The following is a 21,047-nucleotide window of genomic DNA, read 5'->3' on the forward strand; positions in this document are numbered from 1 at the left end:
TCGCCGGGCGCGCCTTTCCTGAGGGCGAGACTGGTAAGGGGGCAGTACCGGCCCGGCCTCCGCTGCGGTTCGACGCTCGCCCTGAGGGGCGGCCGGTGGTGACCTGTCGAAGCCAGAGCTCCGGCTGGAGCCGTACGACTTTGAACGGGCGAGTCACGGCGTTCAATCGGGACGAGCCGACGATCTCGGACACATGCAATGCGGACGAGCCAATCCGGCCGTTAGGGCCCCCTGGCGCCCGCCCGCGCCCCAAGCAGGCGGAAGGGATTAGAGGCGAGAGCATCTAGACGGGTATGCACCGCGTGCGGCTCACGCGGGATGGTAACGGCGATCTGGGTCAAGGGGCGTACAATCAGGTTTTGGAAGCGGTCGAGCCTGACGGTGAAACGATCGCTCCTCGGGACATCGCCATCCTGGCCGACGCGCTATCATTGATCAGGGAAATCCCGGCATTCATCATGATGATCCCCCCTGAAGGCTGCTGCGCCGCGCGGCAGAGTACTCCTGAACCCCCACACCTCAATCGGCGCATCAGTTCCGACGCCCAAGCTCCATCCGGATTTTGGAGGTAGATTTGTCGATAGACGACCTCGACTACAATAGAGTTGCGCCGCTGTTCGGCAACTTGGCGTTGGAGACCATCAGTAACCTACTGCCTCGTCAGCGTCCCATCGCGCTACGGCCTGGGGATTTCATCTACCAGCAAGGAGATCCTGTTGACGGCATCTGTGTCCTAATGCCGGCCGATGTCGTCGCTTTGCCGCAACTCGTCGACGTGACGTGGGCCAACCAGACAACCGGCCGGACTTTGCGCCTCGAACGGATCCGGGCGCCGGCGATGCTCGGGTATATCGAGGTGGTGCAGTCCAGCTTTTTGCTTCGTCATGGAAATGGCGGTCGCCGCCTCGGCGCGGCCCGCACCCGCCTGACGAGCGCCCAAGCAGTCACCACGCTCAAGCTTATGCATATTCCCTACTCTGCCCTCGAACGTCTAAGTTCGGATGAGGCGACCGCGCTGGCGGCGATCCTAGGACGCAAGGCCGCCGATGCGTTCGCCGGTAGCCTTGCCGTCCTGCACGATGCGTTCATCGATGACAGCACGTACCGCCTTGCGGCTTGGCTGCGCCAAGAGACAGCAGGCTCACCCTATGGAGGGGCGAGCGGGAGTACGGCGCGTACGCGACCACTGAAGCAACAAGAAATTGCCGATCAAGTCGGATTGGGCCGCGAAACCCTCAACCAGAAGCTTAAGGCAATGGAAACGGGCGGTATCATCGCAGTGCTGCCAAGCCGCGAGATCGTTGTCTACGACCTCGAGCGCTTGGATCAGCTCGCCGACCTCGCGATCCGGTCGGATTTCACCACCTTCGACACAGCGCGGGGTACGATCAATGACGCTTTGCTCACAGGGGACGCGTTCCGGGCGCGCAACCTCGCGCTGGAGGTCCTCGGCCGCTTCCCTAGCCATCCGGAGATCCGCCATCAGGCGGTATTGGCAATGCTGCGCTGCGGCTCCTTTGAAGAGGCGGCTGGCCTGCTTGCGACCTTCGGTTGGGACGGTGATCTAGACACCGTACTGTCGAGCATTGACGATGGGTACGCTTCGCCTCACGGAGTAAAGCGGCGCGACGAGCTCGACTCCGGTGAGCAACTCGACGCCGACGAAGAGAAGCGCTGGTGGCGCGACCGCCAAAAAAATGAGCGCCGCCTGCGCGTCGACATCCCAGCCTTATCGGCCCGGGTGGCCAAGGAGGTTGCATTCGCAGCACTGCGATTGGGACAGCAAAGCTTTGCTCCAATCGTCGCCCAGGCGGCGGCACGATACGCAGCCATCGCCGACCGCTTCTCGGACACCTACTGTGCGATCAACGTCGCGGCTATGGCGCGGGTGTTGGGCGACGCAGACAAGGCCGAGAAGTATGCCCGGCGCACGCTTATGAGTGGGACGCCGCGCACCTACTGGGACTTCGTGACCGCGATGGAGGGTCACTTGATCCTCGGCGAGCGCGAACCCGCCCTAGCAGCTGCACGCGACGCTGCTGCGGTGGAAGTCGCTGAAATCTCGCGCGCCGGGATGGTTGCCTCGACCCGGCTACAGCTCCGCCGTCTCGCCCCATCCTGTGGGGCGCTGGCGATGGAATTGCACGCTTTGTTGCGGCAGAAGCGGATAGCCTATGTTAGCGGCCACCTGCCGCCGCAACCGGATCTTGATCTCTCGCTCTGGCGGGACATCGAGCCTGGGCTGAGCACGGCGATCGACCAAGCCTACGTCGAAGCTGAGATCGGCGCTGTAGTCTGCGCACTAGCTGCTGGATCTGATCTGCTGATGGCCGAGCGTGCTCTTGCAGCGGAAGCATCCGTGCACGTCGTGCTTCCCGTGCCGATCGATGTCTTCCTCGAACGTTCGGTTCTGGTTGGCGACGCGGTCGCTTGCCACCATTGGAAGGCACGCTTTGACGCAGTATTGTCCAAGGCGCGGACTGTTAGGGTCTTGGAGGAAGATAAGCCGACTAAGGTTCGGCTCGCGTTCGACGAGGCAGTCTACGTTGGAAACCGCCATGCGGCAGGGTTGGCACTGCTGCGATCGGATGAATGGGAGAGCGAAGCGGTAATGATATGCATCCACGATGGTTCGCCCCCCGGCTCGATCGCCGGAACCTCGCGGGTGCGCGCTGACTGGCAAGCCCTCGGTCGTAGGACGATCCCACTGACCTGCAGCTGGCGGGCCGGCAGACCCGCCATGCCGCAGGAAACGCCCCCGACTTGCTTCGGGGCAGTGCTGTTCATTTGGCTTGCGCTACCAGACGATCACGACCGTCATCAGAAGAAAACCACTCGGCTGATCGACGAACATTTCGAACGGGCTGAAAGTGTCCTGCGCTTCCATCTCCAGGACGGCGAGCGTTTAGAGCGGCGCGTCCTGACCAATCAAATGGTCGGCTTCTACATAGGACTTCGCGATCTTATGCGCGCACAGGACTTGGCCGCGGCCATTAGCCGGACGTCGCTGCCCGGTCTCGACGGCGCTCGCATCGTATTGGATTTCGGTGGGGTATTCGTGGGCTCTCGCCTCTCCGAGACGCGGGTGGCTGCCTTGCAAGGCGCACGTGATAACATTGAGCTGCCGCTTAGTATGGTGGTTCTGACCGAGGCGTTCGCCGCGGAGGCGCGCTTGCTGACGCAGGCGCCCGCCCCCTTCGCTCAAGTTGGACTGCAGGCGCGCAAACCGGGGGTGAGCGGCGTTCCCCGCGCTGCAACCCGCTACTACCGAAGCTCACTGTAAGCTATCTCATGGCACTGTCTCTATCTCATCAATGATCGATTTCATATGCAAAAAATTACTTTAATTCGTCTCATAATAAAAATAGAAAGCAGTCACTTATACGCAATTTGTAGCAGTCTGCTTTCCGCAATTGGGAAGTAACAACTTTACTCCACGTCAAATTTCTCAAGCTATGCATCTCTTTAGTCTTGGTGAGTTTATCAAGTGTATGCAGATGCTATATTCCCACTGCAGACTTGATAATTTACAACCTTATGTGAATTATGGTATGATTTTAAAATTATTCCTCTTCTTCGTATCGAATAAATTTGAATAATGAACGAGTCATAGAGATGATGTCCAGAAAAATATGTCCGGCAAGTCTGAGTAATAAATATAGAAACGCACCAGCCATGATAATAGATATTAATTCGTTCCTGTACCATGCGGAACTAAAAATTTCATTGCCATAATCAGGGTAAATGTTATAACCAATGCGTGACAAAGCTGTTGGTATTAAAACGACACCGATAAAGCAAAGTTTATTTAAAAAATTTGACTTATACTTATTTTTAGCTCTTTTTCGGGATCTGTCTTCAATAATTTTATCTTCTACAGTCACCATTGGATTTTGATATGGGACTATGCTGTTTTTGGAATGCAAAGCATAGTGGTGTATGAGGCTGATTAATTTAACCCGCTGCTGATTGAGTCTTAATTCATCTGTAGGGTCGATAGGTAAACTGGAATTATCCATAGGTATTTTGCAAATTAGATCTTGTCTTAAAGCAGTGCGAATGGCTCTCGATATATTTTCCAAGAAACGTCCAACTTCACTAGAGTTGTAATCACTCAAACGATGTGACCGGAAATCAGCCCACTGTCGACTGTGAAGAAATTCAAAAATCGTTGGATCATGACAATCATTTGGATTATTTGGTTCGAGATGTGAAGTATCTATGAAGTGTATCGGGAATATCAATCGATCAGATCCAATATTAATTTCACGCCTACGAAACATTTGTATCTCTTTGCAGCACCATTCACTTTGTAAAAGTGCTGGAGTCACAACAATGATCAAAAAAGAAGTATTTTCGATGGCTGTTTTTATTTGTCTTTCCCAGTCTGATCCTGATGGAATGGCGGCAACGTCCTGCCAGATATTGACAACCGGAGCGCGACCTATCTGCTGCTGAAGTTCCTCAGCTAACAGTGAGCGTAACTGACTTAGCTTTCCTCGCGAAAATATATCGTCAGAGCTTGTATAGCTCCAAAATCCCGTGGGTTTCAGCATGGATCTGTTTGACTTCTGCTATTTTGCAACAAAATATTATTATTTGATAGGCTAGAGAGAAATTTTGCATGCTTTAGCCGCTGCTTGTAGCACCATCGACGCCTTCGAAATAGTGCAGCGGGCGCCATTCCATAATCTGCCCCTTATGCGAAAGGCCCATCGCAGCTCGCGGCGTCCGCTTACGGGACGTCGTCAAAGCCGTCTGAATGACCGGAATGGGCGCTTTGCAGAATGTCCGCTTACGGGCAGAGCCTCAACTTCCCCAATCCGCCCTGAGCCACCGTCGCCGGTGGCCGGCAAAGCTTGGGGCCTTGCCGGCCAGTAATTTTATTCGCTTAAGATCAGGCTTCGGCCGCCGCGGCGGCGTTCGGGTGCAGCAAGGCCATCTCGTCGCGACAGCGCATCAGCAGCGGCAGATCAGGCCAGTCACGCCATTGTAGGGTGAACTCGCCACCGGGCTTCGAGGCGACGACGACGGCCTCATACCAGCCGTCCTCCTCACCTTCGGTGATCAGCACCAAGCTGCCGATCGCGATGCCTGCCCAGCTGCGGGGGTAACGAGGATCAACCGTGTTTGCCCCACCAGGGCAGCCCTCGTCGCCATCAGCGGGCTTCTCATGGCTTGGCGTGGCCAGCACGATGCGGGTAGTTGCCGATCCCGCAGATGAACCAGCCAGGGCTTGCAGGCGCTCATAGACCTCCTTGGCGACGAATGGCACGAACGCGCGGCCCGAGCTGAACACCCGCCCTTGAGGCAGATCAGCGGCGGCCGAGCGCTGGGCGTCGTCACACAGCACGAGTGCGCGGAAGCCGATGGTCGCGGCGGCCTTTGTGGCCAAGCTCACGTCGGGGGTGGGAAACCAGGCGGCGTGAGGCTTGCCGCCCTTGTCGGCACCGAACACGACAAGGGCTGGCGTCGGCTTGGCAAGCGGGCTCTCGGCCGGGGTGAGTGCGCCTTTGGCTTTCGTAGCAGTGGCTGCGGTCATGGCAGGCTCCAGAAATGCGAAGGGGGCCTCGGATGAGACCCCCTTGGGATGGTTGCGGAAGGCTGAGGCTGAGGCAGAAAGCCGGGCGGTAGCGCTCGGCAGTTCGGCTTCAGCGTGTGTGGCGGGTGCCTCATGTCGACCCTCGATGAAGGCTACGAAGCAGCAGCCTGTCGACCTTTTAGCAGATTATATTCCTATTAGTCAAGGCGGGGCGATCGCAGGCGGGGGCCGACGCTGCTGGTCTTCGCTGCAATCGAGATACCCGCCGGATGTAAAATGACACCCGTTACTGATAGGGTACGATGGTCGCGCCGTTCCGCGTGGAGGAGCCGCTCACTATTTGCCAAGGTGCGGAGAGAGGCGCAGTTCAGGCCGCGCCCTGAACGCAGGATTCTAAGCCTGAATGACTGAGACGATCTCGAACCCGACTGCGGCTGCTCGCGATGGATCGCCGCCGGGCCAGCGTGGGAAGGCAATAGCCGCGGTGCTCACCGGAGTGGCACTCGCGACACTCGACACCGCCATCGCCAACACAGCCCTGCCCACCATCGCTGGCGATCTCGGAGTCGATCCAGGTGCCTCGGTTTGGATCGTGAACGCCTACCAGCTCGCGGTCGTGGCGACGTTGCTACCGATTGCGGCGCTCGGTGAGATCGTCGGGCAGAAGAAGATCTACGTCGTCGGCCTTCTCCTGTTCACTGCGGCGTCGCTCGTCTGCGCCCTGGCCTGGTCGCTACCAACACTCGTCGTCGCGCGCGTGCTCCAGGGGGTCGGCGCAAGCGCGCTGATGGCGGTCAACATCGCGCTGATCCGATTCATCTACCCCGCGAACCAGCTCGGCCGCGGCGTCGGGCTCAACGCCTTCGTCGTCGGCGTCGGCTTCGCGATCGGCCCAACCGTGGCATCGTTGATCCTGCTGGCGGCGCCATGGCCCTGGTTGTTCGCCGTCAACGTGCCGATTGGCCTCGGCGCCCTCGCCTTGGCCTGGACTGCGCTGCCCGAGACCGGTCGTTCCGGCCACAGCTTCGACCTCCCCGGCGCACTGCTCAACGCCGCTGCGTTCGCGCTCCTGGTTCTAGGGTTGGGTGAAGCCGCACACGAGGGGCCGCTCTGGCGCATCCTCGTGGAGATTGCTGGGGCGCTCGCCTGCTTCGCCCTGCTCCTGCGTCGCCAAGCCGGACACCCGGCGCCGATGCTGGCCGCCGATCTCCTGAAGCGCCCGCTGTTCGCCTTGTCGGCTCTGACCGCGGTGTGCTCGTTTGCGGCACAGGGGCTAGCGTTCGTCTCACTACCTTTCCTGTTCCAGCACACGCTTGGCCGCTCGCAGGTCGAGACCGGCTTTCTGATGACCCCTTGGCCAGTGGTGGTCGCGCTGCTAGCCCCGGTGGCCGGACGCCTCTCGGATCGTTACGCTCCCGGCCTGCTCGGCGGGATCGGGCTCGCCGGGCTCGCGATCGGCATGGGGCTGCTCGCGCTGCTACCTGCCGATCCCAGCGTCACGAACATCATCTGGCGGATGGCGATCTGCGGGGCCGGATTCGGCTTCTTCCAGGCCCCGAACCTGCGCGCCATCATGACGAGCGCGCCGGCTGCTCGCTCGGGTGGGGCGAGCGGGATCGTGGCCACGGCGCGACTACTCGGTCAGACTCTAGGCGCCGCCCTCGTCGCGGCCTGCTTCGCGATCGCGGAGGCGCACGGGCCTGCAGTGGCGATGGGGCTCGGAGCGGCCTTTGCCGGGTTTGCCAGCTTGGTGAGCTTCACGCGCCTTGCCGTGACGTCCTGAGGCTCCCTTCCATCGCGTCACCTTCAGCCGATCGCTTCAGGCCCGCCGTCGCGCAGTTGGCTGCTTCGGCGTCGCCCTAACCCGGCGCTTCCCGTGTGCGGCAGTCTCTACAGTTTCGGTTTTACCGGAACTTTGCGCTCTCGATCCACGCTGGGGCTGCGAGGCGTGCGCGTCGAGAAAGCGCCGGCAGGCGTCGAAATCTGTCTCAGCCGCTGGCGGGCAGTTGATGCCACGCTGCTCAGCCAGGCTATGCGCGTACTTGAGCATCGCTGCGCTCGGAACTTTGCGATCGGTGAATTGGTCGGTGTTGCCTTCCTGGGGTGCACGCGGCCCGGCATGGGTGTCGAGGAAGGCCCGGCAGACGCTAATGCTGCTCTTGCAGCCCCGCGGCAGCTTCACACCCTTCCGCTCGGCTAAGCTCGTCGCGAACGACACCATGGCTGGCGTCGGCGGACGATCGTCGGCCTTACCGGGCGGGATCAGGCTCGGGTCGAGGCTGACGACGGGCGAGTTCGCGATCGCGGCGATCAGCTCATCCAGTCGCGCACGCGTGCGATGCCGGAAGGCGTTGGCGCGCTCGACGGCCTCAACCCGCGTGGCCGCGCGACCGATCTCGGCCAGTTCCGCCTCGAACAAGGCGCGTCCGACCGGATCACCGTAGGTCGGGAACACGCGGCGCACCGCCGCCATGAAGGCCAGTCCGACCTCGGTCACCTCAATGGCCGGGTCCTTGCCATTGGCCAGGGTGATGTACCGGCTCTTGAGGAGCTTGGGCAGGATCGTGTCGCGGGTGGCGGCCGTGCCGAGGCCCTTAGGCTCGTTCGGGTTGACCGGGTTCTCCAGGGCGCGCTTGGCCACCGGATCATCGACCTGGTCGATCAGCCGACCCATCACCACCGGCAACTCGCCTCGGGTGATCCGCCGCGGCGGCTCGGTGATCGCGGCGGCGACATCCGCGCCGGCAGCCGATGCGCCCTCCCCGTCGTTCAAGAGCGGCAGGCGCGGCGACGTGGCCTCCGCCTCGCGCCGGGCCTTGCCAGGCACCACGTCGGCTTCGAGTTCAGCTTCGCTGCCGTAGACCGCACGCCACCCAGGGGCACGGATAACGCTGCCCGACACGGCAAACCGCTTCGCGCCGAGCGGCGTCCCGACCTCGGCCGTGACACTCGTGCGGGCGTCGATGCCGTCGGGGAGGTGGGCGGCGAGGAAGGCTTTCGCGACGAGCCCCCACAACCGGAACTGATCAGCCGAGAGGCGGCTGCGTTCTGGCACCTTGCGCAGGGGCACGATGGCGTGGTGCTCGCCTGGGTCCTTGACGTAGTGCCCCTTCGCCCCGCGTCGAATCAGAGGCGCCTCGCCTGCCGGGACGACGTCGCGCACATTGGTCAGCACGGTCGCGATGGCGGTGACGATCGCGGCGGCATCGCCTGCCTGCCCTTCCGGTAGGTACTCGGACTCGGTGCGTGGGTAGCTGAGGTAGCCCTGATCGTACAGCTCCTGGGCGATCGCGGCCGTGTGCTGCGGATCCCAGCCGAACCGCTTGGCGCAGCGCCGCGCCAAAGTGTCCTTCGAGAACAGTCGGGGCGGTGCACGGCGCACATCCCTGTGCTCGACTGCCAGGGTGCCCGACCACGTCGCGGCGGCCGTCCGGATCGTCTCGGCGGCCGCCGCGTCGAAGATCCGCTCCTTGGGCGCATGCCACAGGGTCAGCGTGGCACCGGACTGGGTCCCGAGGTGCAAGGCGACCTTGAAGAAGTCCTGCGGCACGAAGGAGCGAATGCGCTCCTCCAGGTCGGTCAGGATGGCGAGGGTCGGTGTCTGCACGCCACCGAAGCGCCAGGGCTCGCGAAACGCGGGCGGGCGCAGGCGCAGCGAAATGGCCCGGGTGCCGTTCAGGCCGAGGTGGTAGTCCTCATACTGCCTGCACAGCGCTTCGAGGTAGGCGGCGTAGTCGCGCTCGCCCGAACCCGGCTCCTTGGCAAGCGCCGAGAAGGCGCGGCGGATCGAGACCTCGTCGAGTGCGCCGAGCTTGAGCCGGTCGACCCGCCCACGCCAGCCGAGGTGCTCCAGCACCTCCCAGGCAATCATCGATCCTTCACGCCCGGGATCGGTGGCGATGATCACGCGCTCGACCCCGCTCAGCGCCTGCCGGATGGCGGCAATCTTTGGCTCGTGCGACTGGCCGGACCGGTTCGTGCCACAGCTGACCGGAATCGTGGCGAGCTTGATGGGCAGGGCATCGAAGCGCCAGGGCTTCCACTCCGGCCGGATGCTGCCCGGCTCCTCGGCGGATAGCAGGTGCCCCTCGGCGGCCACGCAGACGGTGTTCGGTGAGCGGAAAAAGCGCTGCAGCTGCCGCATCGCTGAGGGCTTCTCAAAGAAGAACAGCGTGCGGCGGGAACTCGGAGGTGACATGTCAGTGCCCGCGAAGGCGCCGGCTGTACGCGGCAGTATGTTCGTATTTTGTTCCAAAAAGAGTTCGCGCGCAATCGCGTTGAGGGAGAAGCCGCAACGCCCCCACGCTGAATTCGATGATGTGCGATCTCGAAGGTTCAGCCGGTGTTGCTTCAAGCACACGCGTCGGCCGACGCGGCTTGTTGAAAGCCTCCTTCCCAACGCACGCTTTTTGGAAGGACGGCGGCGGACAGTTGATTCCTAGCCACTCCCTGTATCAGGGCAGCCGAATCCGACAGACATCCTAACAGTATTAGCTGTCCTTCACCGACTTATACATCCCCGGATCATTCCGATCTCTTCCCGAAGAGTGCAATTTGCTTTGCTGCAAGAAAGCTGCTCGTTGGCGAAACTGCGCCGGCCCTGAATAGTTGAAATTTTCGACCGAATAAAAAAAATTTAAGAAATCCGTACATCTAAGAGATTCGTAAAAGTCCTTTGGGCGATCCGATTGGTATCGGCCTGAGGAGAAAATCCATGTTGGGACTATTTACGAATTCGATCAACGCGACGATCATTCGTCCGACTTGCTGCAGCGGCTGTGGCACTGCAGTTTCTGAAATTCGCATCAGCTGTGAAGACACGTTGAATTTTATACAGCCTCGCAATGTGATCGAGTTCGAGGGGCTCGCTACGAGCAATCCTGAGCTCAAGCTCAAAATTGATAATTTGGATGAGTTTGTTGAGTGGATCGAGGAAACGAGCGCTCGCGATCTTCACAGGCTTGAGGGGCCATGCGACTTCGCGATGGCCGCGATGGTTTCCGCCCTCAATGCGTTGATAGCGGCCCCTTCTAACGCAAGTTCGGCTGATCTCGCACGGGTGTGTCTCGCCGAAATTGCCAAATTGGGAACAGGCGCGACAACAAAACCCTGGAAATTAGGACGGGACGCCATGTACCCGCGCGGTCCCGGTTCGGTCGAGCTCGTAGGATGTGTTCGCTACGAGGCTGCCGCGAATTGGAGTTGGGCTATCGCGCCGAATCGATAAGCCTCATGGCTGGCGGGAACGAGTAGCTCGTTCCCGCCAACTGTCGCGGCGTCGTGAAGCTCCTGCAATTGCAGCGCCTACGTCACGAGTATCGGGGCGTCCATAAGCCGGGAAGGCCGAGCGAGAACGCAGGAACCCGCCGTTGCGACTCTCTCATGATCCCTGGCGACGCGATCGTGAGGCCAAGAAGTAGCCTTCGCAAAACTCGTAAAAGCCAATTGAAAACGTAGGGCAAAGCAACGCGTGGAAGCGCCCGCTGCGCCGCCCCTACTTTATCAGAAGAGCCAATGCACTGCAGACCTGCTGTGTATATGGCGGCCTATTGCTTGATGGGACAAGGAACAGCTGAAATGACGATGCCTGATACGGACAGCTTCACTACTCGCAAAGCCTACATCGAAGCCTGGGGCACATACTTCAAGGAGAAGATGGATGCAGGAGGGGAAGGCTACCTCATCACCCTGATGTTCAAACAAATTTCTGGATCCGAGGCAGCCAAGTTGCGGGTCATGGAACAGGAGCTGTACCGGGTGTACGCCACCCACCTGAGCCGCCTCTTTCGCCGGCCAAACGCGCCCACCAACCGCGGCAAGCTGCCGATTTGGATCGCCTCGCCCGACTACCCCGTCGCCAAGCACGAGAAAGTGTTGCTCGACGAGGTCCGGATCAACGACGGCCTCCACTTGCATGTCGCCGCCTTGTACCACCGCGACCGACGGTTTGCGGGCAGCATAGAAGACCACTTCGCCGATCTCATGCACATCTACATCCACGGACATCACGAGCTCCTGCGGATGCATATTAGCCCGATCGAGACCGAGGAGCGTTACGTGGTCGGGTACGGCTTCAAAACCGTGGTCAAGCGCGCCTCGATCGGCGTCGACGGCCTGATCGTGCTGCCGCGGACCTCTGGCGAGGTTCAATCAAGCAGCCGCGCGGCCGTGCGCCCGAGCCTGTGGGTCTGAGAATTGGCTCTGATCGAAGCTGTACACTGAACGAAAAGGGCGTGGCGGTTCATGGCCGCCACGCCCTCCCCGCTCGTAGGGCCGCTACTTTTTCTTGGGGTAAAGACCGAATTTTGTAGCCCGGTAGGGTTTGTACGCCCCCTGCCCTGCTTCGCGCACCGCGACGATTCGGATTTTCTTGCCAATTGGCCGCTTCATGGCCCTTTCAAATTCTTCCTTCGTCAAGTCGACGCCAAGGCGGTACGGGTTTTTCTTTGACTTTTGGCTGTTTTGTTCCTTGACGCTGCTGGAGTTTTTCTGTTCATCTTCATCATTTTCTTCATCGTCGTTTCCATCATCGGCTACTAAATCGTCGCCGTAAATATCCTTCGCTTGTGGTTCTGGCAGCTCCTCGACATCGAGCTTTTTGTAGCGTGGGTCACCCTCAGCGACTTTTTTCAGAACTGCCTCGATGCCCCCATCAGCAGAAATCTTGGCTTTGAGCTTTACAGGATCGATGCCTAGATTGAAGTAGTGATCGAGAATTCTGCCGTACTTTTGCGCCCGGTTGATGCGAACGAATTTTTTACCGGCGAATAGAAATAGGCCCGTAAAGTGTGATCGCATCGGACTGTTCGTATCTGCGTTCGGCCGGTATCGAGGTTCGCGTTCTTCCCAGTACGGTTCGTCGCACAGGGTTTGCCATTCCTCGTCGTCCTCGTATTTTTCCCTGACAACCAAGGCGCCAGCCAACATTCCGTAGAGTGTTTCGTTATGCCGTGTCATCTCCGTGTTGTAAAAAACCTGCAATCGTCGCGCGATTTTGGCTGCACTTTCCCAGGCGTGGAATTCTAGCTCCGGCGTCTTCGTCTTCTTCAGTTTAGTCTTTTTCATCGCTGTCGCTCATGATTTAGCCAGCCACGAGCACGCAGTTCCGCGTTACGCGAAGCTGGCGGGGGTTATTCGGTGGGGAGGGGTAAGAGCGGCGCTGCAGTCGCCGCGTTGAACGCTTCAGCCTCGCGAGGACTGAGCTTCGATGAACGCCCGGATCTCTTCCGCGCGCCAGACTGTCGTTCGTGGGCCGAGCTTGATGGGTTGTGGGAATCGCCCATCGGCGACGCCCTGCCACCAGCTGCTCTTACTCATCGGGATTGGTCCGCTCGGCGCCAGTATCTGGCTCAACCGAACGAAGCCGTATCTAGGCCAAGCATCTTCTGCCGTTATTGCATCATCGACTTTGCTTTGCACGCAAGTAAGTCCCTCTCGTTTCGGGACCATCTATTTCTCACGTGCCTTCGCGCTTTACACTGTTCCGGCAGCATTATATGTCACTGAGAATGCTGGCAGAGGACTTTCAACTCCCTGTCAACAAAGCGCTTTTTGCATTCAGCGGATTCTTTCTGCCCGGTTGCGTTTGTAGTCCTCGAGAGCCTCATATCCACGCTTGGGAAATTTGGGGATTTTCACTGCTACCGGTTTGAGATTGGTAGGCAATTCGATAAAATCATTCTCGGTCATCGATCGTGGATCGATCCGCTCTATTAATTTCTGTTGCGTCCATTTTACTTTTCCAAAAAAATCAATTAGCTCGCCTCTGTCATTGGCAATATCGGCAATGCGTTGGAGAAAACCGTCAGCTTGTGGGTCGATATACCAGTCGATTGAACTGCCCCACGATCGGACGAATTGAAATGATGCTGATCTTTTGAGCATTTTCCATTGTTGTTGATGGGTGGCAGGGCTTGGTTTATAATATCTAATGAACCCTTTTGGTCGATCGAAGCCCCCATGCTTATTAATGAACTCGTATGCTCGCCCTAGGCTTGCTTGGAGTCTTCTATCTTTAGTTGGAGGATTATAAGTCAGCATGAACCTCACAATATCTGCGATGTAATCTATTTCATTATAGTTCTCAAACTCATGCTTTTGCCATTTATATGGTATTGCAATCCAGTGATTATCTATAATATGTGATATTTCTACCGGATCGTAAAACTCCTTCAGTATCAGGGGTTCGATTTCCTTACCTTCTGATCGGAAAAGCGCCCAAATTCTATTCAGCACAACAAAGAATCCTGACTGAGCTTCAAAATCCTCGTCAGATGAGTTGATCCAGGAAGCAAACGCGCCTGCTGCCAACTCCCGTTCATATGCAATCCCGGTAATTTCGGCACCGAGGAGAATGCGGATCGCGCGTTCGATTTTCATGGCTGGAGGCCACCTTGCAGAAAACACATTTGCACACTGAAAGTTTTAGGGTTCGGTCTCGGTCAGCACCAGAAGGCGATGACGGCGGGCAGAGTGATCGGCATCCATGTGATGAGAATCCCTCAGATTAAGAGCGCCTAACAGAACGGGCACGGATCGCGTGGGCAGGCGTTGGTCGTGATGGCTCGTCCGCTTCTGCCCGATGAACTCTGGACCGAGATCGTGTCGCTGTCCGTCGTTAGGTGATTTGAGACGATCAGGGACGCACAGGAACGGAGGCTCTGGTCCATCTGGGTTGAGAGGTTAGGCAGCCTGCGCGCGATGACGCAAGCGGCGATCTGTCTGACCTGACCGGCTGGCTTTGGACCGGGCTGATTGAGAGGATCAGTCAGGACCACAGGAGTTGGACATGCGGCGAGGTCAGAAGACGGGTGCGGAGCAGGTCGTGCTGAAGCTGCGCCAGATTGAGGTGCAGACAGCCCAGGGCAAGAATTTGGCCCTCGCCTGCAAGGAAGCCGAAATCTCCGAGCAAAGCGACTCACGCTGGCGCAAGGAATACGGCGGCCTGCAGATCGACCAAGCGCGCCGGATGAAGGATCTTGAGCGTGAGAACGCGTGATTGCCGCGGCTCGTGGCTGATCTGTCCTTGGAGAAGCAAGTGCTGGCGGATGTCGCCTCGGGAAACTTGTAGCCCCCGAACGACGCAGGCGGGCGGTCGACGGCATCCGAGAAAAGTATGGTCTCTTGGAACGTCACGCCTGCCGGCCGATGAGGATGCGCTGACCCGCGCCATCATAACCTTGGCGTCCGAGTAGGGACGTTACGGCTATCGCCACGTCACCGCGCTGCTGCAGGCAGCGGGGTGGCAGGTGGGCAAGGACCGGGTCCAGCGCATCTGGCGTCGCGAGGGGCTAAAAGTCCCCAGCCGACATAAGCCCCGCAGCCGCCTGTGGCTGAACGACGGCTCGTGCGTGCGCCTGCGCCCGCTCCATCGCAACCACGTCCGGAGCTTCGACTTCGTGCAGGCCCAGACCCACGACGGCCGGAGCCTGCGCATCCTGACGCTGATCGACGAGCACAGCCGGACCTACTTGGCGCTGAAGGTGGCGCAGCGCATCAACAACCTCGGCGTGATCGAGGCTTTGGCCGATGCGATGTGCCTGCACGGCATCCCGGAGAACATCCGCTGCGACAATGGCCCAGAGATGATCGCGAAGGCGCTGCGCAAAGGGGTCGCCAAAGCTGGCTCACAGATCCAGTATATCGCACCAGGATCCCCGTGGGAGAACGGGTACTGCGAAAGCTTCAACGGCAAGCTTCGGGACGAGTGCCTGCGCCAGGAGATCTTCTACTCGCTGAAGGAGGCGCAGATCGTGATCCGTCTATGGCAAACCACGTACAATTGCGTCCGACCGCATTCGTCGCTGGGCTATCGGCCGCCCGCGCCCGTCCGCTACCCGGATCTGGCCTTCCGTCTACCCATGGCCGCGACCATGCAGTAGCCTCTCAATCGGCTCGGTCCAAAATACCGGTCAGGTCAGAGGCAGTCGTCCAATCGCAGGAGCGTATGACGGCGAAAGGCGACGACGACCGCCTCGTCCTCCTGTGACAGCACCGTCGAGCGGGGATCCTTCGGACCCGTGCGCTGGTCGGCGACCGAGGTCCGCTTCTTCCACTTGGCAACTGTCTTCGGTTTGATCCCGTAGCGCTTCGAGAGCGTCCTTCGGCTCGCTTGACTATGCTGGATCACTCGCCGGATCGTCTCAGTCGTCGTGGCACTGCCGTGAAGAACTTGGCCCATAGCGCGTCCCCACACTCTACAGTAAAGAGGGCACTATCAAACCCTGGGATCAAACATTTAGTTCGAGCACGGCACGCGATAGCGGTCATTGTATGGCGGCGTCATGGAGCGCCAGATCTTCAAGACCTCGGCTTCGTAGATACTCGCCTGCGCGGGTGGGAATCGCCCCCCGACGTGGAGGAACTGGTCCCGGCTGGCGACGCGTGTGGTGACGATGTCGATGCTCATGACATCCCGCACCGGCTGGTTGGGCAGCTTCATGCCGCGCCCCTTGAGAACCCAGCCATAGTAGCCCGGTGGTGGCGTGGTCGAGGCTTCGGAATAGGTCACGCTGACGGTCCGCTTCCCGACCTTGCCGAACCGGAGATAGGCCTCTGGAGTCAAGCACTGCGAATTCGCGAGGACCTGGATGTAGATAACGACGGCCGTGCCCAGGTCTCGCGAGTGGAAGGTCGTGCTGACCTGCGTCTTCGACGCCTCGTCGACGTCGTTCCCGTCCGGTGACACGTACAGAAGCGTGCTATCGTAGTCGTAGCTCCAACCCGTCTGGCTGACGAAGCGGGTGCGGCTCACGGCTGGAAGAGGGGTTTGCCGATCGCAGGCCGCCACACGCTGCTCGAACTGGACCCCGAAGGTCCGCCAGGGGTAGGTACTCCGGTAGCGATCGGCTGCCGCCTGGAACGCCGGTCCGCACGGCACATCGGTCTCGGCGAAGGCGACCTGTTCCCGGGCGCGGAGCTCGGCCAACGCGAAGTGCTGCACACCCTCGAACTTCTGCTCATCGGTCTGGCAGGCGGAGAGGCGCGCCCGGGCGTCCGAGACGGACAGCACTCCTTCGCCGGGGTTGTTGCACGGCGTGTCGAGCGTCGAGAAGTAGCGGGTGGGGGCAAAGGCGAACGAGGAGGAGATATCGGGCGATCGCCGCAGCGAGAATCCGCCGCGTTCGACGGACGCCCCAAGCCGGTCGAACAGGGTCGAGAAGACGAGGCCTTGTTCGCCCATCAGGCCTGATAGGGTCCGGGCGAAGCTGGTCTCGTGGTCAGCCACCATCTCGGGCCCGCGAACGGAGATGAGACTTACGCCCTCCGCGCCCGGGATCCGCGCCATGGAGCACGGATCCCGGGGATCGTCGAGGCGTCGGCAGTTGGTGACGATGCCGACGAATTGCGACGGCCGGCTTTTCTTGATCGTCCGGAGGACGAGTCCCAGGGATAAAGCCTCGGTCGGCAACGACGCGGGATCCGCGACGGCGTTCGGGGATGCATCCTCGGGCAGGAAATAGATGTCGCTCTCGTCGCGAGCGTAGGTTTGGCCCACGGCGAATAGGGCGACCTCGGAGCCCGAAGGCAATTTGGCGAGGTCGCGGATCGCGGCGTCGGCGTCGAAGCGCCGCGACGGGCCGATCGTGGTGACAGTGAAGCCGAGTTGCCGGAGCTTCGACTTATAGCGGTCCGCGGCCTCGCTCGAACTTGTTTTGGCGGGTCCGGGCGCGACGACGATGGCAAAGCGGCGCCCGTAGACGGTGCTGCGCGCGATCGGCTCATACACCGCCCTATCCGGAGCCAGGGCCCTTACCGCGGGCGCGAAGATAGAGGCCGCCAGCATCAAGGAGACCGCCCAAAGCGTGAGCCGCGCCCCGTGCCTCGGCGTCCGGCGGCCCTGCAGGTTGGCCGTACGCCCGAAGACCCCGCCATCAATGTCCAATGCGCCCGCCACCACCGCTTCGTCCACTCCAGCGCAATGCGCCTGCCGCGCATTGCGGCGATATCTCATAGTCGCTGCTAAAAAATGAACCGGCCCAATCGAAACGACAAGCAGCGCCTTCGAGGTCATGAACATGAACCCGCGGGCAGGTCGCGGCGAAACTACGTAGGGGACCACTGGTCACATGGGAGATTGCTAAGAGAGGCTGTGGAGAAGCGTCGAGTTAGCGATTACAATCTTCACAGATGCCCTTTGACCTGAACATTGATCGAGCTGTCCGCGGCCGCCCGGCCCTCGTGAAGGTGAGTATAGGAATGCGAGATCTGGCTGGCGGTGGCGGAGAACGAGACTGTGCTAAGCGGCCATCGCGGGCGCTCGAGGTCTTCGCTGCGGACGCCCCAGTCGACGCTCATGATAGGCAGACGGCATGGCCGGAGCACTGACGGTTACCAGCGTTGCCGGGCTCGAGTTAGTCGACCATCGCTTGACGACGCAGTACGAGGCGATGACGGCCCAGATCCGACAACGGCTGTCGCCCGATCACGCCTTCCTTTTCGCACGCCCGGAGCCTGCGCTCGAAGCGGAGCACCTCGCATGGTTCACCGAGGGCGACGAGGATGGCACGCCCCTGTCCGCCCTCTCCGAGGAGAGCCGCGCCCGAGCGCAGTCCATGCTCCATGCGTTGGAGGCGGACCTCGAGGCGTTGATCGCCGAACTCGGTCAGGGCGGGCCTGGCCAGAAAGCGCTCGCGAGCCTCATCGTGAACGCGCTGATGCGTCCCTCCGAAGATGACGTCTGGGTGGCGGGCGATAGGCCGGTGCTCGTGAATTGGGGTTTCCGCAAGGCCGGACAACAGGCGATCCCTCGTGCGGCCGCTGTCGTCGTCCTAGATGGACAGGCCTCGCGCTGGGCGGGTATCCCCGCCCCGCCATCGATCGCCGCCGGAACGACAACGCCACGCCCGAGCTCGGTGCGACTCATGCGAGGCCCTATCCCTTTGCGGAACGCCCTCCTCTGGGGCCTGTTCGTCGTGCTGCTCGGCGTTAGCGCCCATCAGTTGCTGCTCGCCTGCGCGCTGTTCGGCGCCGGGATGCCCAATAGTCTGAGGCGCTTCGGGCCCGACACCTGTCCGGCACCCAGGACGAACGACGACCTCGCTCAGGCGCTTGCCACACTTAAAGCCTCCATCGCGGAGGACGAGCGCTCCCTGATTACGAAGGCGCTCGACTGCCAGGCCTGCGCGATGCCCCCGCCTCCCGCTTCGACGCCGGTCGTCACACCGCCACCCACACCTCTGCCTCTGCCCGAACGGACGAAACGCGGGAAGCTCGAGATCAGCCTGATCTGGTCGGGCCAAACGGATCTCGATCTCATCGTTGCTTGTCCAGACGGCACGAAGCTCACACAGGACCGACTCAACAAGTATAATTGCGGCGGCGAATTCGTCGTCGACATGAACCATGCCGAGAAGCGCTCCCAGACGCCGATCGAGCACGTGATATGGGAGCGGGAAGAGGATGCCCTACCAGGTTCCTACCGCATCCAGGTCAACCCCTACGACACGAACGGGCAGCGGGCCGCCACCGTTCCCTTCGAGATCGTGATCAGTCGCAACGGCCAACCGGTGAAACGTCAATCTGGGACGGCGCGGCACTTCTCGCCGCTCGAGTTGATCGACGTCATGACGGTTACGTTCCCCCTGCCGGCCGAAGAGCCGCGAGCCACACAGCCTGGAGGCAAACCGTGAGCGCGATACGATGGCAGGGCTGCGGCGCGCGCCGGGTCCGAGCATGGCTCGCTCCCGCCGCCATCGCCGGGCTGCTGGTCGGGGCGAGCCTATCGACGAGGGCTGCAGCCAGCGACACCGCCTGCAAAGGTCCGGACCTGTGGCCGACGAACCCCGATCGGCTGGCACGGGAGATTGCAACAGCCTGTAATGCCCTGGTCATCCGCGGATCGGCTGATCCTAACCAGCTTTCCGAAGCTTATAATATGCTATCCATTTGCTTGGGAATTTTAGGACTTAACAAGGGTCGCCTCGATCTATCGTCGAAGGCTATCGAAAAAAGGCCGGGCGATGCGGTGCTCTACGATAACCGTGGTCGAGTCTATTTCGGCGACGATGCGTTGGAGCCTGCGCTAGCCGACGCAAAGACCGCAATGCGTCTTAATTCCAGCCTTGTGCGGCCCCTTCTACTTGCCGGGAGAGTCAAGGCGAGATCTGGCGACGAAGACGCGGCACTATCTTATTTTCGACAAGCAATCACCGTCAACAAAGACCATCCAGAGAGTTATATGGAACTTGGGAGGTTCAACATCGCTAGAGGTCGGCCGCGGCAAGCGCTAGACGATTTTGTGCGTAGTGAGTATCTCATTCAGAAAGATGCATTCGGAACCGAAGCCCACAATTGGACTCTGGATTTTAGGGCAAAAGCTATGGAGGGTCGCTGTCGTGCTCTCGCGATGCTCGCGGAGGCGAGTGCAGGCGCTGTGTGCGACCGAGCTCTCGGAGAGCGTCCCGCGAGCGCAAATGCGAATCTTGGAAAGGGCTTGATCGACCTTGCCAACCGTGACGACGAAACTGCGTTAAAGCATTTCAACGGCGCGGTGAGGAGTGACCCTTACTTGTCCGAGGCGATCGTCGCACGGGGAAAAGTTTACGAGTCACGAGGCGATCTCGAGCGGGCACGGCAGGAATATGACCGCGCCATTGAGCGCCAGCCTAAACAGGCCTGGGGGTATCTCGCACGCGGCGAGCTTTTTGAGAAGGAGGGTCAGGGCGCCAAGGCAGAGCAGGCTCTCGCGAAAGCGATCGAGGTGCAGCCACGCCTCCCCCAGGCTCACAGCGTAATGGCAGCCTATTACGAACGGAAAAACGAGACCATAGAGGCCGTCGAGCAGTACAAGCGGGCGCTTGAATTGGACCCGGGCAACCAGGAGGCCAAATCAGGGCTCGCGAGACTCCGCAATCGGACGGATTGACAGTATTACTGCCAGTTATTACCAACAAGAAACGCGTTTCTGTGATGTTACATAGGATATAGATTTATTCTGCAGGATAGCTTGAGAATCTAACAGTTTATACTATTAGAATTAGCAGCCTGATTTCTACAACATCTTAGTTTTCCCAAAGGATTTCAACATGAAGGCCAAGTTATGGCTTACAATGCTAGCGCTGATTGCTTCGAATCAGAGCTCGGCGAGTGAGATTAAGTTCAAAAAAAATTGGAATCACAGAGTCTAATGGCCTTTCGACAACCCTTCGGATTTTTCAAGGACGAAAACTGTTTCTGTCGAGCCGTGGGGAAAATTCTAATTGCAGCAGTTCTGGTATCAAGGCAACACTGAATTCGAGGATTCACTATACGGTCCGCTGTGGGAATGAACCCATTGGAGACAAAGTTATGAAGAGTAGTTCTTTTGCCACATATAATGGTCATACTATCAAAATTGACTCCCGAAGCGAAACAGGAGGTACAGTTTATTTTACGCATTCGTGGACTGTAAATATTATTGGTGAAAGCTGCATTGGCAGTGTCCATATCGAAAGTACATTTGGAAAATTTGACAAAACAATCGTCAGTTGCAGAATTTACTACCGATAATCGACGGCGGCAAACA

Annotated in this window: 13 protein-coding genes and 2 pseudogenes; 7 read left to right on the top strand and 8 right to left on the bottom strand. The window is 59.7% G+C overall.

Features of this window, described 5'->3' with window-relative positions:
* Positions 1-574 precede the first annotated feature (574 nt).
* Positions 575-3,283: a Crp/Fnr family transcriptional regulator gene (locus tag AAHG09_RS27755; protein WP_342110885.1), complete on the top strand. Its 2,709-nt coding sequence runs from the start codon at positions 575-577 to the stop codon at positions 3,281-3,283.
* A gap of 280 nt (positions 3,284-3,563) precedes the next feature.
* Here the strand turns inward: AAHG09_RS27755 and AAHG09_RS27760 are convergent, their stop codons facing one another.
* Together AAHG09_RS27760 and AAHG09_RS27765 are read right to left on the bottom strand one after the other, a co-directional pair.
* Positions 3,564-4,556, bottom strand: a complete 993-nt coding sequence (locus tag AAHG09_RS27760; RefSeq protein WP_342110887.1) for a toll/interleukin-1 receptor domain-containing protein — start codon at positions 4,554-4,556, stop codon at positions 3,564-3,566.
* 341 nt (positions 4,557-4,897) lie between these two features.
* Entirely contained in the window at positions 4,898-5,542 is a 645-nt protein-coding gene (locus AAHG09_RS27765; RefSeq protein WP_342110889.1) for a hypothetical protein, read from the bottom strand.
* 403 nt (positions 5,543-5,945) lie between these two features.
* On the opposite strand from AAHG09_RS27765, the gene AAHG09_RS27770 reads away from it, so the two are divergent.
* Positions 5,946-7,325 (top strand): MFS transporter, encoded by a 1,380-nt coding sequence (locus AAHG09_RS27770; protein ID WP_342110890.1) that lies wholly within the window; start codon positions 5,946-5,948, stop codon positions 7,323-7,325.
* Between the two features lie 36 nt (positions 7,326-7,361).
* On the opposite strand, the gene AAHG09_RS27775 is transcribed toward AAHG09_RS27770, so the two are convergent.
* The gene (locus AAHG09_RS27775) at positions 7,362-9,686 is read right to left on the bottom strand and encodes a type IA DNA topoisomerase (RefSeq protein ID WP_342110892.1); all 2,325 of its coding nucleotides are present in this window, start codon (positions 9,684-9,686) and stop codon (positions 7,362-7,364) included.
* A gap of 570 nt (positions 9,687-10,256) precedes the next feature.
* Here AAHG09_RS27775 and AAHG09_RS27780 point away from each other — a divergent pair.
* Both AAHG09_RS27780 and AAHG09_RS27785 read left to right on the top strand, forming a co-directional pair.
* Positions 10,257-10,769 carry a hypothetical protein gene (locus AAHG09_RS27780; RefSeq protein WP_342110894.1) on the top strand — a complete coding sequence of 171 codons (513 nt, stop codon included), beginning with the start codon at positions 10,257-10,259 and terminating at the stop codon, positions 10,767-10,769.
* Between the two features lie 350 nt (positions 10,770-11,119).
* Positions 11,120-11,734: a hypothetical protein gene (locus AAHG09_RS27785; RefSeq protein WP_342110896.1), complete on the top strand. Its 615-nt coding sequence runs from the start codon at positions 11,120-11,122 to the stop codon at positions 11,732-11,734.
* A gap of 84 nt (positions 11,735-11,818) precedes the next feature.
* Here AAHG09_RS27785 and AAHG09_RS27790 read toward each other — a convergent pair whose 3' ends face one another.
* The 3 genes from AAHG09_RS27790 to AAHG09_RS27800 all read right to left on the bottom strand — a co-directional run bounded on the left by AAHG09_RS27790 (position 11,819) and on the right by AAHG09_RS27800 (position 13,921).
* Positions 11,819-12,607, bottom strand: coding sequence for a hypothetical protein (locus AAHG09_RS27790; protein ID WP_342110898.1), 789 nt, complete (start codon positions 12,605-12,607; stop codon positions 11,819-11,821).
* Positions 12,608-12,724: 117 nt separating this feature from the next.
* On the bottom strand, positions 12,725-12,991 hold the full coding sequence (locus AAHG09_RS27795; protein WP_342110900.1) for a helix-turn-helix transcriptional regulator: 267 nt from the start codon (positions 12,989-12,991) through the stop codon (positions 12,725-12,727).
* A gap of 108 nt (positions 12,992-13,099) precedes the next feature.
* Positions 13,100-13,921 (bottom strand): hypothetical protein, encoded by an 822-nt coding sequence (locus tag AAHG09_RS27800; RefSeq protein WP_342110902.1) that lies wholly within the window; start codon positions 13,919-13,921, stop codon positions 13,100-13,102.
* Positions 13,922-14,330: 409 nt separating this feature from the next.
* Here AAHG09_RS27800 and AAHG09_RS27805 point away from each other — a divergent pair.
* Positions 14,331-15,423 (top strand): annotated as a pseudogene (locus AAHG09_RS27805) (IS3 family transposase).
* A gap of 38 nt (positions 15,424-15,461) precedes the next feature.
* On the opposite strand, the pseudogene AAHG09_RS27810 reads toward AAHG09_RS27805, so the two are convergent.
* A pseudogene (locus AAHG09_RS27810) lies at positions 15,462-15,722 on the bottom strand (IS481 family transposase); the annotation flags it as partial.
* 57 nt (positions 15,723-15,779) lie between these two features.
* Positions 15,780-17,555, bottom strand: a complete 1,776-nt coding sequence (locus AAHG09_RS27815) for a hypothetical protein (RefSeq protein ID WP_342110904.1) — start codon at positions 17,553-17,555, stop codon at positions 15,780-15,782.
* Positions 17,556-17,853: 298 nt separating this feature from the next.
* Between AAHG09_RS27815 and AAHG09_RS27820 the strand changes: the two genes are divergently transcribed.
* Both AAHG09_RS27820 and AAHG09_RS27825 read left to right on the top strand, forming a co-directional pair.
* Positions 17,854-19,173 carry a hypothetical protein gene (locus tag AAHG09_RS27820; RefSeq protein ID WP_342110905.1) on the top strand — a complete coding sequence of 440 codons (1,320 nt, stop codon included), beginning with the start codon at positions 17,854-17,856 and terminating at the stop codon, positions 19,171-19,173.
* Complete coding sequence (locus AAHG09_RS27825) at positions 19,170-20,408, top strand: tetratricopeptide repeat protein (protein WP_342110908.1); 1,239 nt, start codon at positions 19,170-19,172, stop codon at positions 20,406-20,408. Before AAHG09_RS27820 ends, AAHG09_RS27825 begins: the two co-directional genes overlap by 4 nt.
* The last annotated feature ends 639 nt before the right edge of the window (positions 20,409-21,047 follow it).

It is taken from the genome of Methylobacterium guangdongense (genome assembly GCF_038442355.1).
GTDB classification, from domain to species: Bacteria; Pseudomonadota; Alphaproteobacteria; order Rhizobiales; family Beijerinckiaceae; genus Methylobacterium; species Methylobacterium guangdongense.